Below are 15,118 nucleotides of genomic sequence, written 5' to 3'. Positions count from 1 at the left end.
GGAGGAAATTATGAAGGTTTTCAGAAGATTGAGCAGCGGATTATCCTGTGGGGACTCTATTCCCTTTTATCATGATGGCACATACCACCTGTTCTTTTTATCCGTGCCTGCCAATACGGTGAGATATCCGGAACGTACCAGAAATACCTGGCAGCATGTGATTTCAAAGGATCTGGTGAATTGGGAAGAACTGCCCCCGGTTTTACTGCCGGGGGAGGAGCCGGCCATTGATGCGGACGGATGCTGGACCGGTTCTGTTCTATATGCGGATCATAAATATCATATTTTCTATACGGGTTATCATATCAACGCCCAGTTTCCGCAGACCATCTGCCATGCAACCAGTGATGATTCCATAACATGGGTCAAGGATGAGAAGAGTCCGTACATTGTGCCGGATACCCGATATTATGAAAGTATTGACTGGAGGGATCCGTATATTTTTTATAATGAAGATGACGGATGCTATTGGATGCTGATCGCGGCCAGAAAAAACAGCGGCCCGTCTAACAGGCGAGGGGTGGTTGTACTGTATACAACAAAAGATCTGGTACATTTTGAACACCGAGGACCTATATATGAGCCATATCACACCAACTGCCCGGAGTGTCCTGAGATGTACAAAATGGGTAATTACTGGTATCTGGTTTACTCCAGGTTTTCTGAAAGGGCTCAGACCCTGTACCGGGTTTCCAAATCCCCTTATGGGCCATGGAGAACGCCTAAATTTGACGGGATTGACGGACGCCGCTTTTATGCAGCCAAGTCTCTTGTGGATGACAATGGGAGACGGTTTTACTTTGCCTGGATCCATGAAAGAGAAAACGGAACAGACCAGGACCTGTGGCAGACCGGCGGAGACTTCGGTATTCCTCATGAAGTGATCCCCATGGAAGACGGAAACTTAAGGGTGGTTATGCCAAAGGAAGTGTGCAGGGCTTTTAAGGGCACTAAAATTCCTTATAAATTCATGCCAAAGCTTGGTAATATCAAGGAGTATGGTGATACGTCCCTGGAGGTAAATTCCGCAGGCACCTTATCCTATGGTTACTTTGATATTGATGAACCTGAATTTATGATGGAGTGCGTTATCAAGGCAACGGACCCGGCTGATTATTTTGGCCTGTCCATAAAGACGGATGAGGATCTGGACAATGGTTATCTGCTGGCATTTAATATTGCAAATCAGCAGGTATCCCTGAATAAACTGCCTGCACCTTTGGATCCCTTCTGGTCTACACTTTCCGGAAAGCCCATTATACCGCCGGAGGTGGATGGTCCCAGGGTTTGTGAAAAGCCGTTTCCATTTAAACCTGGAGATTATATTAATGTAAAAGTGGTTATGTGCAATGATCTGATCGAAATATTTGTGGGGGACACCATTGCATTCTCGTACAGGAGTTATACGGAAATGCCGTATAAGATTGGGGTTTTTGCACAGGACTGCAGCGTGGAATACCACAATCTGGCTTTTACAAAATAAATATTGATTTTATCACATTCTACTCCATCAAACACCCCTCAGAATTATGCATTTTCAGGTATTCCCTGAGGTACCGGGTAAAAAGCTCCGTATTGCCGGAGGATATGCGGGAGGGGGATTCATGGGTCAGCATATACAGGGTGCGTCCCGGCGGAGGGGGAGAAAGGGGCAGTATGGAGATGGGATACTGCTCCTTAAGGCCGTTGGCGGTGGTGGAGGGCATGATGGTCCAGTAATCCCCTGCTTCCAGAAATCCGGTGAGAATGGAAATGCTGGAGGCAGTTACAAGAGGGCGGGCCTGGGGATTGATGTAACGGTCATGCCACAGCCTGAATTCCGGTCCCCATCCCATATTGCTGTTGAACCGGGATCCTGTAAGCAGTTCCTTATCCGGCGCAAGGGAGGACGGGTGGACCGGGGCATGGTTTTCACTGCTTTCGCGAAATGCGGGCTGTCCTTTTGGCACGACCAGCACCATGTCATCTTCCATAATGGGAACCACGTCCACATGGGGACAGCTGGTATGGTAAAGGGCAAAGCCGATGTCAGCCTGTTTGCTGCTCACCAGGGAGTAGATCATGTCGGCGGGATAGCATTTGATGTCCAGGGAAAATCCGTGGGCTGATACCAGCTCCCTGTAAAGGGGGGTCAGATTGTGATCCAGAAAACTGTCCACGGTGGCAATGGTGAGGAAGGGTGATTCACAGTGGTGGCGGATCTGGTCCGCTTCGTTCCACAGGGCCAGCATCTGGGCTGAAAGCCTGGAGAATTCCTGGCCTTTGGGCGTTGGAAGCGCTGTCTTAACGCCCCGCCTGCGCTCAAAAAGCTCAAATCCCAGTTCTTCCTCCATGGCCCTCAGTCTTGACCCTGCCGTGGAAGGGGACATGTACAGGAGTTCGGCTGCCTTTATGAGATTATTTTCCTCCAGTATGGTCATGAATAGCTGCAAGTCTTCACGGTTCAAGATAAATTCCCCTTTCTGATCGCCGGCCGCAGTGCTTTTTGGCTGTTTGCCCGCAATGCTGCCGGCTTTTTACACCTTTACACTTATACATCCAGCATGGTGGTATACTGTGCGTGTTCCAGGATATAGTTTTTTCTGGGTTCCACATCATCACCCATAAGGATACTGAACATACGGCTGGTCTCGCTGGCAGGGTCCGATGCACCGGCGCCTTCCTCAGGGCTTACACGCAGCAGGGTGCGGTGCATGGGATCCATGGTGGTTTCCCATAGCTGCTTGGCGTCCATTTCCCCCAGTCCTTTATAGCGCTGGATCTTATTGGTGCCGTCCCTGCCTATGTCATCCAGTATCCGGGCAAGCTCGATGTCACTGTAAGCATACCAGAGTTTCTTTCCTTTTTCTACCCGGTACAGCGGGGGCTGGGCAAGATAGACGTGCCCGGCCTCGATCAGTTTTGGCATATAGCGGAACAGGAAGGTGAGCAGCAGGGTGGTGATGTGGGCTCCGTCCACATCCGCATCGGTCATCAGTATGATCTTGTGGTAACGCAGCCCTTCCAGGGAAAAGCTGTCCATGATCCCTGTCCCGAATGCGGATATCATGGCCTTGATTTCCGCATTGGCGCAGACCTTGTCCAGGGAAGTCTTTTCCACGTTCAGGATCTTGCCGCGAAGGGGGAGCACCGCCTGGTTCTCACGGCAGCGGGCCATTTTGGCGGAGCCGCCTGCGGAGTCCCCTTCCACAATAAAAAGTTCGCACTCCCTGGGATCACGGCCTGAGCAGTCGGCCAGCTTGCCGGGAAGGGCGAGACCGGCCAGGGCTGTTTTGCGGCGGGCCAGATCCCTGGCGCTTCTGGCAGCTGCCCTGGCTTTTTTTGCCAGGACTGCTTTGTTCAGGATGGCCTTGGCTGCCTGGGGGTTCTGTTCCAGGAACAGGGTGACCTTTTCGTATACCAGGCGGTCCACCACCGGCCTGGCGGAGCTGCTGCCCAGCTTTTGCTTAGTCTGTCCCTCAAACTGCGGATCCTTTAAACGGACGCTGACAATGGCCACCATGCCCTCAGACAGTTCATCCCTGGAGAGGGAGGAATCACATTCCTTTAACAATCCCTGTTTCCTGGCATATTCATTGACCGCACGGGTAAGGGCCTGTCTAAAACCGCTTACATGGGTGCCGCCTTCCGGCGTGGATATATTGTTGGCAAAGCTTAAGAGCTTTTCTTCATAGGATGTATTATAGATCAAGGCAAATTCAGCCTGTATGTCCTCTGTTCCCCACTGACCGTACAGAATATCGGAATACAGCGCGGGCTGGCCGTCATTCATAAAACTGATAAAGTCCCGAAGGCCGTTCTGATAGCGGAAACAACAGACATTGGAGCCGGCGTCATCGGCACAGGTCCTGTCATAGAGAATAATTTCAAGTCCGCTGGTAAGAAAGGCGGTTTCCTGCAGGTGGAGCATCAATGTCCGAAAGTCAAAGCTGCAGTCCGGAAATATTTCCCCGTCAGGCCAGAAGGTAACGGTGGTTCCGTGTTCTTGGCCGGCGCAGGGACACAGGATATGGACCTGGTCCAGGGGAACGCCACGGGCATAGCTTTGCACATAGGAATATCCGTCCTGGTCCACCTGCACTTCCAGACGGCGCGAGAGGGCATTGACAACAGAGGCCCCAACACCGTGGAGGCCTCCAGATACTTTATAGCTGCTGTTATCGAATTTGCCTCCTGCGTGGAGGACGGTGAACACCACCTGTATGGCTGAAAGGCCGGTCTTTTTCTGGACACCGGCGGGGATGCCCCGTCCGTTGTCCCGGACGGTTACGGAGCCGTCCTCATTCAGGGACACCTCGATCCTGGTGCAGTGCCCGGCAAGGGCTTCGTCCACTGCATTGTCCACGATCTCATATACCATGTGGTGAAGGCCCTGGGACGTGGTACTGCCGATGTACATGCTGGGACGCTTGCGCACTGCTTCCAGTCCTTCCAGGATTTGTATCTGGGCGGCCCCGTAATCTGTATTGTCTTCTGTTATATCCGGATTTAAGTTCATTTGGCAACACTCCTGAAACGTAGAATATTGCCATTATATCAAAATGCAGGCTCAAACATCCGCTGAATTCCCGCGATTAAATAGCAGGAATCATCACTTGTCTTTGGCTGCCTCCAGCCAATCCATGGCTGCCCGGTACTGTTCTTTTGAAAAGGTGAGTTTTCCTTTGCAGAGATCAAAGAACCCCTCCTCCTTTAACTGCCGGATGGTCCGGTTCAGGGTCTTTACATTGACGCCGATCTCCTCCTGGAGCATCTGGCGGGTGCGTCCCACGGTGATGGCCTTTGGGGGATGGACGCTGTCCATGCCGTTCTGCCTTCCATAGCGGACCATATAATCCAGGAGAAGGTAGGAGGGCGGATAAAAGAGTTTGGCCCCGTTATTATAGGAGGAGCGGTAGAGCTTAAATGCCGTGTGCCTGGCAGTGAGGCGCAGGATGTTCATGTCTTCTGCCAGCCAGCGCTCCGCATCCCTGCGGCTGATATAGGCGACCACATTGTCGGTTACCGCCTCGATTGTCACCGAGGTCCGTTCCATCCGGGCAAGTATGGTTACCTCGCCGATAAAGTCAATGGCCTTGTTGCCCTCTATCATGTATACATTTCCATTTTCAAATTCATTGATCACGCGGTTCTCGCCCAGGACGACAATTCCAAAATATCCCAATTCCATATCCTTTTGATGTATGATGGAACCTGCCGGATGGGTCCTCACCGTACACCGGTTTCGTATATCCTCAGGCATATTTTTCGTGTATTCCTTCAAGGCAGGAACCTGTTCCTCCAATTGGGTCAGTGTCATTGGTATTCCCTCAATTCCTTATTGTGTACTCCCGAGAGCACACTATTTAGTCACTCCGCTTCCATACAGCGCTCCCGGTCACAGCGGACAGGGACACCTATTAGTATAACATCAGGGAAATTTTAAAATCAATGCAAATTTTCGTTAAAAGTGCTCATTTGTCCTTTTTTTAGAAAGGCGTTTTGGCTAAAATACTCAATACAAGGTGATTGTAACAGCCGGCGGGGTGAAAAAAAGCCGGCTGGAAAGGAGGGGCTCTTATGAGCGGCAAGAAAAAAGAAACATATGTGTATGGTTCTCTGAAGGAACGGTTTGCAGTGGAATGGAAGATTTTCGCCCTGGCATTTGTATTTATCCTGATCGCGGATAATATTGGTCAGGTGAAGATCCCGGTGGGAAAAGGGATGTTTATCCTGTTTCCGATTTTTTATGCCATTATACTGGGGGTGTTAAGCGGTCCTCAGGTGCTTAAGATCGTAAACAGCAAGCAGGTGAAGGCAGCCTCCAAACTGGTGGTTGTGGGCATCTGCCCCTTTATCGCAAAGCTGGGGATCACGGCAGGGGCAAATATCGATACCATCCTTCAGTCAGGCCCGGTGCTTTTGCTCCACGGGTTCGGCAACCTGTTAGGCCCGCTGCTGGCACTGCCCATTGCCATTCTCCTGGGAATGAAGCGGGAGGCCATCGGAGCATGTCATTCCATTAACAGGGAGTATCACATGGCGCTGGTTAACAATATTTATGGTCCTGATTCGGCCGAGGCCAGAGGCAGCCTGTCTATCTACATTGTTGGCGGAATGGTGGGAACCATTTACTTTGGACTTATGGCTTCCGTAATCGGCATGACAGGTTGGTTCCATCCCCAGGCTCTGGGGCTGGCATCCGGTGTGTGGGCCGGCATTATGATGGCAAGCTCCAGTGCAAGCCTGTGCGCCATCTATCCTTCCTGGGCCGAGACTATCTCAGCCATGGCCAGTGTGGGGGAGACCATTGCGGGAATTACGGGTATGTATATCACAATGCTGATTGCCATCCCCATGACGGATAAGCTTTACCGGATACTGGAGCCAAAACTGGGGAGGTTTGCACTTAAGAGCAAGGAAATAAAGGAGGGGACGGTATGAGATACATAGAATGGCTTGTATTGTTTGTCATAGCAGCGTGCGGAACAGGTCTTGCCAATTTGATCGGTTACGGTGTGGGATTTGGTGATTCCATCCCGGGTCTGGTGGTGCTTATTGTGATTTCCATGGTGGCGGTGGTCCTTACCAAGGTCCTTCCCCTGAAGCTTCCCATTGTGGCCTACTGCTCCATCATCGGACTTTTAAGCGCTTCGCCTATTTCACCGGTGAGGGAATTTGTGATCCAGGCAGCGGCCAACATTAATTTTACAGCTCCCTTTACCATGGTGGGCGCCTTTGCCGGTCTGGCCATCAGCGACCAGTTAAAGACATTTATCAGCCAGGGCTGGAAGATCCTGATCGTGGGAATCTTTGTTATGACGGGAACATTTCTGGGATCCTGTCTCTGGGACCAGATGCTGCTGACCCTGGCAGGCGTGATCTGATGTTGTACGAACATCATGTCACCGGAAAATGTAATAGGATGCCATAGAAATGATATGAGGAGAGAATAGAATGCAGACATGTGATTTGTTGATAAAAGACAGCACTGTGTTGATAAAATCTGATGTTATAAGCAGACATGCGGATATTGCTGTTTCAGATGGCAGGATTCTGGAAGTGGGGCCGGATCTGGGGAAAATGTACCAGGCGGCCGAGACTTTGTGCGGAAAGGGAAAACTGTTTATGCCCGGGCTTATTGACAGCCATATGCACACCGGGCAGCAGCTGTTAAAGGGACAGGTGCTGGATGCAAAGCCCATTATCTGGACCAGGATCATGCTTCCCTTTGAGAGCACTCTGACGCCCGGGAAAATGCGTCTTAGCGCCCAGGCGGCAGCCCTTGAGATGATCAAATGCGGAACGGCCGGATTCATCGATGCAGGCAGCTACTATATGGAGGACGCAGCAGATGTCTACGGCCGGAGCGGGCTGAGAGGGGCGCTGTCCTACTCCACCATGGATGAGGAAGGGCTGCCGGATTCCATTGCCATGGACGCGGACGAGGCGGTGCGCCGCACCGATTCCCTGTACGACAGGTTCCACGGCAGGGATAACCTGAAGGTATACTATTCCCTCAGGGCCTTGAATTCCTGTTCCAACCGTCTGGTGGAACTGGAGGCAGCCCATGCAAGGGAGCGGGGGACCATGCTTCAGGCTCATATGAATGAGTATATGGGGGAAATAAACGGCATTATGAACCGGGAGGGTATGCGCCCTTATGAATACCTGGAAAAAATGCAGGTGCTGGGGCCTAATTTCCTGGGCGCCCACAGCCTGATCCTTTCCGAGCAGGAAAAGACCCTGGTGATGGAGCGGGGGGTAAAGACATGCCACTGCCCCTTCAGCAACTGCGGCAAGGCGGTGCCGGATACACCCCAGCTGTTGGAAATGGGCATCCCGGTGGGGCTGGGTACGGACGGCGCGGCCCACGGAGGGCTGAGCCTGTGGAATGAAATGAAGATATTCCGCTCTGTCATGAACATTTATCACGGAGTGCCAAACGGAAATCCAAAAGTGATGCCGGCTGAAACCATACTCAGGATCGTGCTGGAGGGCGGCGCGGCGGCGCTGGATGAGGAGGGCAGTCTTGGACGGCTGGAACCGGGTTATAAAGCAGATATCATAGGCATTAATTTGGATCAGCCCCATCTCATCCCCACCGGCAATGTGATCCATACCCTGCTGGAATGTGTCAACGCAGGGGATGTGTGGGATATGATCGTAAACGGAAGGATCCTCATGAAGGACAGGGAGGTCTTATCCCTGGATGAAGAGCGGATCCTGTACGAATCAAGAAAATATATGGAGTCTTTGGACGTATAAATCATTATGGAAATAACAGCCGGTGACCTTTGGCGCCGGCAGAGGAGAGAGCAAGGAGGTTAACTGGGTCATGGGATTTTGGCTGATTGTTGTGGCAGCGAACCTGGTGGTAGGCGCATTTGTAGGATTGACGGGAGTGGCGGGTTTTTTACTGCCCATTGTGTACACAGGGCCGCTGGCCATGGGAGTGACAGAGGGGCTGGCATTAAGCTTTGCGGCCTTTATTGTGTCGGGAGCCCTGGGCTCGGTAAACTATAACAGGGCAGGAAACCTGGATATCCCCTTTGGGATCCGCCTGAGTCTGGGAAGCCTTGTGGGAGCCATCCTGGGAGTGAAGCTGAATCTGGTCATTCCGGAATCCGTGGTGAAGATCCTTCTGTATATGGTGGTGCTCTTATCCGGCATCTCCATTCTCCTGAGAAAGGATAAAAAGGCAAAAGACGGGAAAACGGGCTATGTGATCTCAGAACACCTGGCAGCCACATTGGTATTAGGCTTTGTTACAGGCGCCATCTGCGCCCTGTCCGGGGCCGGCGGTCCGGTTTTGGTCATGCCCCTTCTGGTGGTCCTGGGAATCGGCATAAGGACGGCTGTGGGCGTGTCCCTGTTTAATTCCGTGTTTATCGGTATACCTGCCTGTATCGGTTATATGATGCAGTGCAATATAAAATCCCTTTTGCCTGTGATGGCGGCAGCCCTGGTGTTCCACGCAGTGGGGGTGGTCTACGGCAGCAGGAATGCGGTCAGGATCAATCAGGTTGTTTTAAAAAAAGGAATCGCAGTATTTTCCATATTGATTGCCATATGGAAACTATCTTCCCAGTTATTGTGAATTTCATCACGGATATGGCCATATCCCAGATAAGAATTTGCCTACAACCAGACAGGAGCAGATCGCTCCTGTTTTTTGTGTTTGCGCCGTCCCCGGCAGGGCAGCCTCCGCAGGTGCGCTGTGACGCGCCTGGTATTTATAGGATTTTTATATGAAACGGAAAATGACTTATGGCTTTTTAATATGTATGTCTGATATTTTATAGAAACAGAACAAAAAACTTAGTAAGAGTGTCGGGGATGCGGCGCCGGGATACCATGGCCCTAAAGATACCTTTACCAGGTCAAAAAGATAAAATGATCCAGGTTAAATCCACAGAACTGAAAAAAGGTGATATTGTATATGTAAAGGACTTAGAATGGCCTGGATGCGGACCGGATGCCCGCCGGGAGGCAGATCGATGTAAGGAGGGACCCAAATGGAAAAGGAATGGGACGGCAGGCCTGACCCGGAGCTTCTGCTCAGGCAGAATTTCCCGGACAGCAATAACAAAGGCAGGGGAAAACTGAAGATATTTTTCGGGTATGCGGCCGGCGTGGGGAAAACATTTGCCATGCTGGAAGCTGCGCGCCAGGAAAAGGCAGGAGGAAGGGATGTGGTGGTGGGCTACATTGAACCACATGACAGGCCGGATACCCTGGCCCTTTTGGATGGGCTGGAGCTGCTGACTCCAAAATATGTGGAATATAAAGGCATAACCCTGCGGGAATTCGACCTGGACGGGGTTTTGATCCGGCATCCTGACCTGGTGCTGGTGGATGAGCTGGCCCATACCAACGCCCAGGGATGCCGGCATAAAAAGCGGTATCAGGACGTGACGGAACTTCTGGACGCGGGGATCAATGTGTATACCACGGTCAATGTCCAGCATCTGGAGAGCCTGCACGATATTGTGGCCTCCATTACCCATGTCCGGGTCAATGAGCGCATACCGGACCGGGTCTTTGACAATGCGGCCCAGGTGGAGCTTGTGGATATTGGACCCGAGGAACTGCGCCAGCGCCTGGAGGAGGGAAAGATATACCACAGGGAGCAGGCTGACCGGGCAAGCATCAGTTTCTTTACAGCACAAAACCTGTCCGCCCTTCGTGAGATTGCCTTAAGGCGCACGGCGGACCGGGTAAACCGGGAGGTGATCAGGGAGCGGGACGCGGCCGGAAAGGATTATTTTACAGGGGAGCACGTGCTGGTCTGCCTGTCGCCCTCGCCCACCAATGCAAAGGTGATCAGGACAGCTGCCCGGATGGCCAGTGCCTTTCATGCAGACTTTACCGCGGTCCTGGTGGAGACAGAACACCTAAAAAAGGAACATGTCAGGATAAGCCGGAGCATGGAGGCCAATATAAACCTGGCAAAGCAGTTCAGGGCCAATGTGATCACGCTGTACGGGGATGATATTGTGGAACAGGTGGCCTCCTATGCCAGGCAGAACGGCATTTCCAAGATCGTCATAGGGAGGACTGTGAGGACGCGCCACAGTATATTTGCAAAGCCCACGCTGATCGACCGTCTGATCAAGGCGGTCCCCAACATGGATATTTATGTGATTCCTGATGCCTCGGCAAGGGAACGCAAACGAAATGGGGGAACAGAGCAAAAACGCAGAGTAGGGTCAGATCTTTTAAAAACCGCATTGGTCATGGCGTTTTGTACCGCCATGTCCCTTATTTTGGATCATTACCAGCTGGGAATCATCAATGCGGCCATGATCTATATGATGGGCACCATGCTGTCCGCTTACCTTACCAGGGCGGGGTGGTGCGGTCTTCTGGCATCGGTGGCATCGGTGCTGCTGTTTAATTTCTTTTTTACCGAGCCACGTTACACCCTACAGGCGGATGCGTCCATCTATCCATTTACCTTTGCGGCCATGCTGGTCTGTGCCCTGGTGACCAGTTCCATGGCGTCCAGGCTGAAGCGGGAAGCTGCAAAGGGGGAGGCGGAGTCCAGGTATATGCAGATTCTCTTTGATATTAACCGTAACCTCCGTAAAGGCTCCACCGGGGAGGAAATATTGGATATATGCGGAACCTTGGTGCGTAATCTGTTAAAGCGCAACATAGTGATCTATGATACCAGGGAGGGCAGGACGGACAGGATGAAGATATATCCTGCTTCGGAGAATGAGGATTCGGCAAGGCTCACATCCCTGTTTAAACAGCAGAGTGAGGCAGCGGTTGCCTTCTGGGTCTATAAGAACCGGCATAAGGCGGGAGCAACAACGGATACCCTTCCCGGAGCCCAGGCCCGCTATACGCCTGTGTACAAGGACGATAGGGTGTATGCGGTGATTGGAGTGGAAATGAAGGGAGGGGATACCATTCAGCCCAATGACAAAAATGTGCTTAATATCATTGCCGAGGAGACATCCTACAGGCTGGGAGATATGAAGGAAGGATGCCCTCGGTAGACAAAGGGTGCGCGCCCCTGTCGGCCGGGAAACGTATTTGCACTTAATTTATGTGATGTTCCAAGTGATGCATGGAATCTTTACGGCCATATGCAGTATCCTTAAGTTAGAACAAGGAGGAATCTGAAATGGCTGCTAAACTGCTCTTAAAACTCAAGGGTCCTTTGGAACATAAAATAGATTGTTTCTGTCAGCGTTTTCCGCTGTTTTCCAGTGTGTGCATTCAGCTGGCTGCGGCAATATCCATGATCTGCGTGGTGGGATCCATCGCCATGGCGGGAGGTTCAGTCATCTGGCTGTTTTATAAACTGTTTGGGGTCATGTGATGGCAGGAACTGAAACGGGAACGAAATGGAGACTGGAACGGGGACTGAAAAAGAACTGGGATAATTATATTTGACAGGACAAGGATTTACAGATATATTGTATGTATGGAACAGGGGTATAAAGATATCTTTATAGAATCTTTATATCCTGTTTGTACATTCTCCCTAGTTTCTTTATATGGTTTTCTTTTACAATAAAGTGGGAACCTATCATAGAAAGGGGGAAATATTATGTTATTCCATCAATCAAAGGGCGTTATTATAGTAGGCTGCAGCCCCTTTGGCGCGGCCCTGGCCAATACCTTATATCATAGAGGTCACAAGGTGGTGGTGCTTGACAAGGACAGGGAGAGCTTTCGGTATCTGCCTGAGGAGTTTGGCGGGTCCGAGCTGGAGGGGGATCCCACCGATCCAAGGGTGTTAAAAGAGGCGGGGATCGAGCGGGCCGGGATGATCATAGCGGCAACCCAGGATGATAATTCCAATCTCCTCATTTCTCAGATAGCCAGCAGCATTTTCCAGGTGGGGCGTGTGTATGCGAGGCTGGATGATACCAGCAGATGCCGTCTGATCACTGACATGCCCATTCAGCCCATCAGCCTTTATAACCTGTCGGCAGATGACTACAAGGATCTGGCTGACTCTGTGAGCCGGGAGGTGGCTGTATGAGGATTGCAGTGACCGGAGAAAATGAATATACGGAGTTTTTTCTGGGGATCCTGGCAGCTGGCAAGAACCGGGTGACGGTGATTGACCGGGATAAGGAATTCTGCGAGCGGGTATGCGGCGCCTATGATGTAGATGCCATATTGGGCGATCCCTGTCAGGAATGTGTGCTGGAGGAAGCCGGAATAAGAAATTTTGACGTGATCGTGGCTTTGGGACCGGAAGATACGGATAATTTTGAGATATGCCAGATGGGCAAGAAGATATTCGGCATCCGTAAGACCCTATGCCTTGTGAGAAACCCAAGAAACGTGGAACTATTTGAAAAATTGGGAGTTGATCAGGCAGTGAACATACCCGTGATCATAGCCGGAATGCTGTAGGGCGTATTTGGCCGCTGGCGGCAGCATAAAGACAGAAAAGGATAGGACTATGTTTGACCACTGGGAAAAAATACTTGATTTTGTAAAGGCGTGTGTGAAGATTACCCTTATCTGGGTATTTTCAACCATATTGACGATCGTGCTGGACAGCTGCGGGATCAGGGCGGAGAACCTTTTGCTGATCTACCTGGTAGGGGTGCTGATCAGCATTTTGGCAACAGGAAGCCTGGCATGGTCCCTGTGCGCGGCTGTGGTTTTTACCTTTACCTTTAACTATCTGTTTACGGAACCAAAGCTGACTTTCCATATGGATGACCTGAACTATGTGATATCATCCGTCATATTTGTGGCAGTGGCCGCAATTGTGGCCACCCTGGTGGTAAAGCTTCAAAAGCAGATGCAGATCGCCAACAAGAAGACAGAGATAACAGCCAAGTTAAATGAGATCGGAAGCGGTTTTTTAAACCTGTCCGGATATCAGCAGATCAAGGACTACAGCGAGGCCAGTCTTGCCAACCTGATCGGCAAACGCGTGACGGTCCTTCTCAAGGAGGATGAAAGCAAGGAATTTTCCAATTCCATGGCGGAGTGGTGCTACAGGCAGTCCATCCCCTGCGGCCACGGGGAGTGCCAGTTCCCGGATGACAACGGGCTTTATATACCCATCAGAAACCGGGAAAAGACATACGGGGTTATCATTTTCGACTGCGCGGGCTGGACCTTAAATGAAGAAGAAAAAATATACGTGGACACGGTGATTTCCCAGATCACCCTTGTGATAGAGAGGGAGCTTTTAAGCAGGGAAAAGGAGGAGTCCAGGATACAGATGGAGCGGGAGCGGCTTAAGAGTACCCTGCTCAGAAGCGTTTCCCATGATCTGAGGACGCCGTTGACCGGGATCAGCGGAAGCTCCGGGTTCCTGTATGAGAATCTGGAGATCATGGACACGTCCACCATCAGGAGTATGTTAAAGGATATCTGCACGGATTCGGAGTGGCTCAGTTCCATGGTGGAGAACCTGCTTAACATGACAAGGATCCAGGAGGGACGTCTGGATATCAATAAGAAAAAAGAGGTGGTGGATGATATTGTGTCATCCGCAGTCCGTTTGGTCTCAAAGCGGATCGGAAACCATACCTTAAGGACCAGGACACCGGACGATATCCTGCTTTTTTCCGTGGATGGCAGGCTGTTTATACAGGTCCTGGTGAACTTGCTGGATAATGCCTTCCGCCATTCAGGGGACGGCACGGTTGTCACACTCAGCGTGGGCGTGGAGGACGGAAACCTGAAGTTTGTGGTGGCGGATGACGGCAAGGGACTGCCCCAGGACAAGATAAACCAGATATTTGATAATTTTTTTACCACCGCCTATGAAAAGGGCGACCGCCAGAGAGGGGTGGGACTGGGACTTACCATCTGCAAGGCCATTGTGGAAGCCCAGGGAGGCACCATCCAGGCGTATAACAGCAGCCAGGGCGGCGCGGTTTTTGAAATCAGAATGCCATTGGAGGATAAGAAGGATGAATGATACCACGATACTGGTTATTGAGGATGACAAGACCATCCAGAATTTTATGAAGATATCCCTGAGGACCAGAGGATACTCCTATATTCTGGCAGATAACGGCCTGTCCGGTATTTCTCTTTTTTATGCCAACCATCCGGACCTTATCCTGCTGGACCTGGGACTGCCGGACATCGATGGCATGGAGGTGTTAAAGCAGATCAGGCAGCAATCCAACACACCGATCATTGTTGTGTCCGCCAGGGGACAGGAGCGGGAAAAGATCAGCGCCCTGGACCAGGGGGCTGATGATTATGTGACAAAGCCCTTCAGCGCAGAGGAGCTGCTGGCCAGGATAAGGGTGGGGCTGAGGCATAAGAATTCCTTTGTAAGCAGACAGGACCAGGAGTTTGTGCTGGACTATTTCAGGATGGATCTTGAGAAGAGGAAGGTGTATGTCCATGACCAGGAGATCCACCTTACCCCCCTGGAGTACAAGATGATGGTGCTTTTGGTGAACAACAGCGGCAAGGTGCTGACCCACCACTATATCCAGCAGGAGGTGTGGGGCTATGACACAACGGACGATTACCAGTCCCTGCGTGTATTCATGGCCAATATCAGGCGGAAAATTGAGGACAATACGGCCAATCCCCGCTTTATCCTCACCGAGGTGGGCGTGGGCTACCGGTTTGTGGATGAATAAAACCCCAAGGGCGTGGATTTGGTATCCATGCCCTTTTTTTA

Annotated in this window: 14 protein-coding genes; 11 read left to right on the top strand and 3 right to left on the bottom strand. The window is 51.3% G+C overall.

Features of this window, described 5'->3' with window-relative positions; all coding sequences use genetic code 11:
• Positions 1–10: 10 nt before the first annotated feature.
• Positions 11–1,483 (top strand): family 43 glycosylhydrolase, encoded by a 1,473-nt coding sequence (locus CLFS41_RS23205; protein ID WP_045093588.1) that lies wholly within the window; start codon positions 11–13, stop codon positions 1,481–1,483.
• A gap of 19 nt (positions 1,484–1,502) precedes the next feature.
• Here CLFS41_RS23205 and CLFS41_RS23200 read toward each other — a convergent pair whose 3' ends face one another.
• The 3 genes from CLFS41_RS23200 to CLFS41_RS23190 all read right to left on the bottom strand — a co-directional run bounded on the left by CLFS41_RS23200 (position 1,503) and on the right by CLFS41_RS23190 (position 5,299).
• Positions 1,503–2,447, bottom strand: a complete 945-nt coding sequence (locus CLFS41_RS23200) for a LysR family transcriptional regulator (protein ID WP_040416899.1) — start codon at positions 2,445–2,447, stop codon at positions 1,503–1,505.
• An 83-nt stretch (positions 2,448–2,530) separates the two neighbouring features.
• Positions 2,531–4,498, bottom strand: coding sequence for a DNA topoisomerase (ATP-hydrolyzing) subunit B (gene gyrB / locus CLFS41_RS23195; protein WP_045093587.1), 1,968 nt, complete (start codon positions 4,496–4,498; stop codon positions 2,531–2,533).
• A 93-nt stretch (positions 4,499–4,591) separates the two neighbouring features.
• Positions 4,592–5,299: a Crp/Fnr family transcriptional regulator gene (locus CLFS41_RS23190; RefSeq protein WP_045093586.1), complete on the bottom strand. Its 708-nt coding sequence runs from the start codon at positions 5,297–5,299 to the stop codon at positions 4,592–4,594.
• A 260-nt stretch (positions 5,300–5,559) separates the two neighbouring features.
• Here CLFS41_RS23190 and CLFS41_RS23185 point away from each other — a divergent pair, with 260 nt between their 5' ends.
• The 10 genes from CLFS41_RS23185 (at position 5,560) to CLFS41_RS23140 (ending at position 15,077) form a co-directional block, all read left to right on the top strand.
• On the top strand, positions 5,560–6,423 hold the full coding sequence (locus CLFS41_RS23185; protein WP_045093585.1) for a DUF3100 domain-containing protein: 864 nt from the start codon (positions 5,560–5,562) through the stop codon (positions 6,421–6,423).
• Positions 6,420–6,866: a hypothetical protein gene (locus CLFS41_RS23180; RefSeq protein ID WP_007865912.1), complete on the top strand. Its 447-nt coding sequence runs from the start codon at positions 6,420–6,422 to the stop codon at positions 6,864–6,866. The genes CLFS41_RS23185 and CLFS41_RS23180 overlap by 4 nt, the downstream gene beginning before the upstream one ends.
• 70 nt (positions 6,867–6,936) lie before the next feature.
• Entirely contained in the window at positions 6,937–8,247 is a 1,311-nt protein-coding gene (locus CLFS41_RS23175) for an amidohydrolase family protein (protein WP_007865915.1), read from the top strand.
• Between the two features lie 70 nt (positions 8,248–8,317).
• Positions 8,318–9,079 carry a sulfite exporter TauE/SafE family protein gene (locus CLFS41_RS23170; RefSeq protein WP_007865917.1) on the top strand — a complete coding sequence of 254 codons (762 nt, stop codon included), beginning with the start codon at positions 8,318–8,320 and terminating at the stop codon, positions 9,077–9,079.
• Positions 9,080–9,497: 418 nt separating this feature from the next.
• Positions 9,498–11,489: a DUF4118 domain-containing protein gene (locus CLFS41_RS23165; protein ID WP_007865920.1), complete on the top strand. Its 1,992-nt coding sequence runs from the start codon at positions 9,498–9,500 to the stop codon at positions 11,487–11,489.
• 128 nt (positions 11,490–11,617) lie between these two features.
• Positions 11,618–11,815, top strand: a complete 198-nt coding sequence (locus CLFS41_RS23160; protein ID WP_045093584.1) for a hypothetical protein — start codon at positions 11,618–11,620, stop codon at positions 11,813–11,815.
• Between the two features lie 231 nt (positions 11,816–12,046).
• Positions 12,047–12,484: a TrkA family potassium uptake protein gene (locus CLFS41_RS23155; RefSeq protein WP_007865927.1), complete on the top strand. Its 438-nt coding sequence runs from the start codon at positions 12,047–12,049 to the stop codon at positions 12,482–12,484.
• Positions 12,481–12,864: an NAD-binding protein gene (locus tag CLFS41_RS23150; RefSeq protein ID WP_045093583.1), complete on the top strand. Its 384-nt coding sequence runs from the start codon at positions 12,481–12,483 to the stop codon at positions 12,862–12,864. Before CLFS41_RS23155 ends, CLFS41_RS23150 begins: the two co-directional genes overlap by 4 nt.
• Before the next feature lie 49 nt (positions 12,865–12,913).
• Positions 12,914–14,395 (top strand): ATP-binding protein, encoded by a 1,482-nt coding sequence (locus CLFS41_RS23145; RefSeq protein WP_007865933.1) that lies wholly within the window; start codon positions 12,914–12,916, stop codon positions 14,393–14,395.
• The gene (locus tag CLFS41_RS23140) at positions 14,388–15,077 is read left to right on the top strand and encodes a response regulator transcription factor (protein ID WP_007865934.1); all 690 of its coding nucleotides are present in this window, start codon (positions 14,388–14,390) and stop codon (positions 15,075–15,077) included. The genes CLFS41_RS23145 and CLFS41_RS23140 overlap by 8 nt, the downstream gene beginning before the upstream one ends.
• Positions 15,078–15,118: the final 41 nt, after the last annotated feature.

It is taken from the genome of Clostridium sp. FS41 (assembly GCF_000954015.1).
GTDB lineage: Bacteria > Bacillota > Clostridia > Lachnospirales > Lachnospiraceae > Enterocloster > Enterocloster citroniae.
Note: the sequence above shows the minus strand (reverse complement) of the source record. Positions and strands in the feature narration are given on the sequence as shown.

Coding starts and splice junctions, on each gene's coding strand:
- CLFS41_RS23205 (WP_045093588.1), top strand. CDS start 11: ATGAAGGTTTTCAGAAGATTGAGCAGCGGATTATCCTGTGGGGACTCT.
- gyrB (WP_045093587.1), bottom strand. CDS start 4,498: ATGAACTTAAATCCGGATATAACAGAAGACAATACAGATTACGGGGCC.
- CLFS41_RS23190 (WP_045093586.1), bottom strand. CDS start 5,299: ATGACACTGACCCAATTGGAGGAACAGGTTCCTGCCTTGAAGGAATAC.
- CLFS41_RS23185 (WP_045093585.1), top strand. CDS start 5,560: ATGAGCGGCAAGAAAAAAGAAACATATGTGTATGGTTCTCTGAAGGAA.
- CLFS41_RS23180 (WP_007865912.1), top strand. CDS start 6,420: ATGAGATACATAGAATGGCTTGTATTGTTTGTCATAGCAGCGTGCGGA.
- CLFS41_RS23175 (WP_007865915.1), top strand. CDS start 6,937: ATGCAGACATGTGATTTGTTGATAAAAGACAGCACTGTGTTGATAAAA.
- CLFS41_RS23170 (WP_007865917.1), top strand. CDS start 8,318: ATGGGATTTTGGCTGATTGTTGTGGCAGCGAACCTGGTGGTAGGCGCA.
- CLFS41_RS23165 (WP_007865920.1), top strand. CDS start 9,498: ATGGAAAAGGAATGGGACGGCAGGCCTGACCCGGAGCTTCTGCTCAGG.
- CLFS41_RS23160 (WP_045093584.1), top strand. CDS start 11,618: ATGGCTGCTAAACTGCTCTTAAAACTCAAGGGTCCTTTGGAACATAAA.
- CLFS41_RS23155 (WP_007865927.1), top strand. CDS start 12,047: ATGTTATTCCATCAATCAAAGGGCGTTATTATAGTAGGCTGCAGCCCC.
- CLFS41_RS23150 (WP_045093583.1), top strand. CDS start 12,481: ATGAGGATTGCAGTGACCGGAGAAAATGAATATACGGAGTTTTTTCTG.
- CLFS41_RS23145 (WP_007865933.1), top strand. CDS start 12,914: ATGTTTGACCACTGGGAAAAAATACTTGATTTTGTAAAGGCGTGTGTG.
- CLFS41_RS23140 (WP_007865934.1), top strand. CDS start 14,388: ATGAATGATACCACGATACTGGTTATTGAGGATGACAAGACCATCCAG.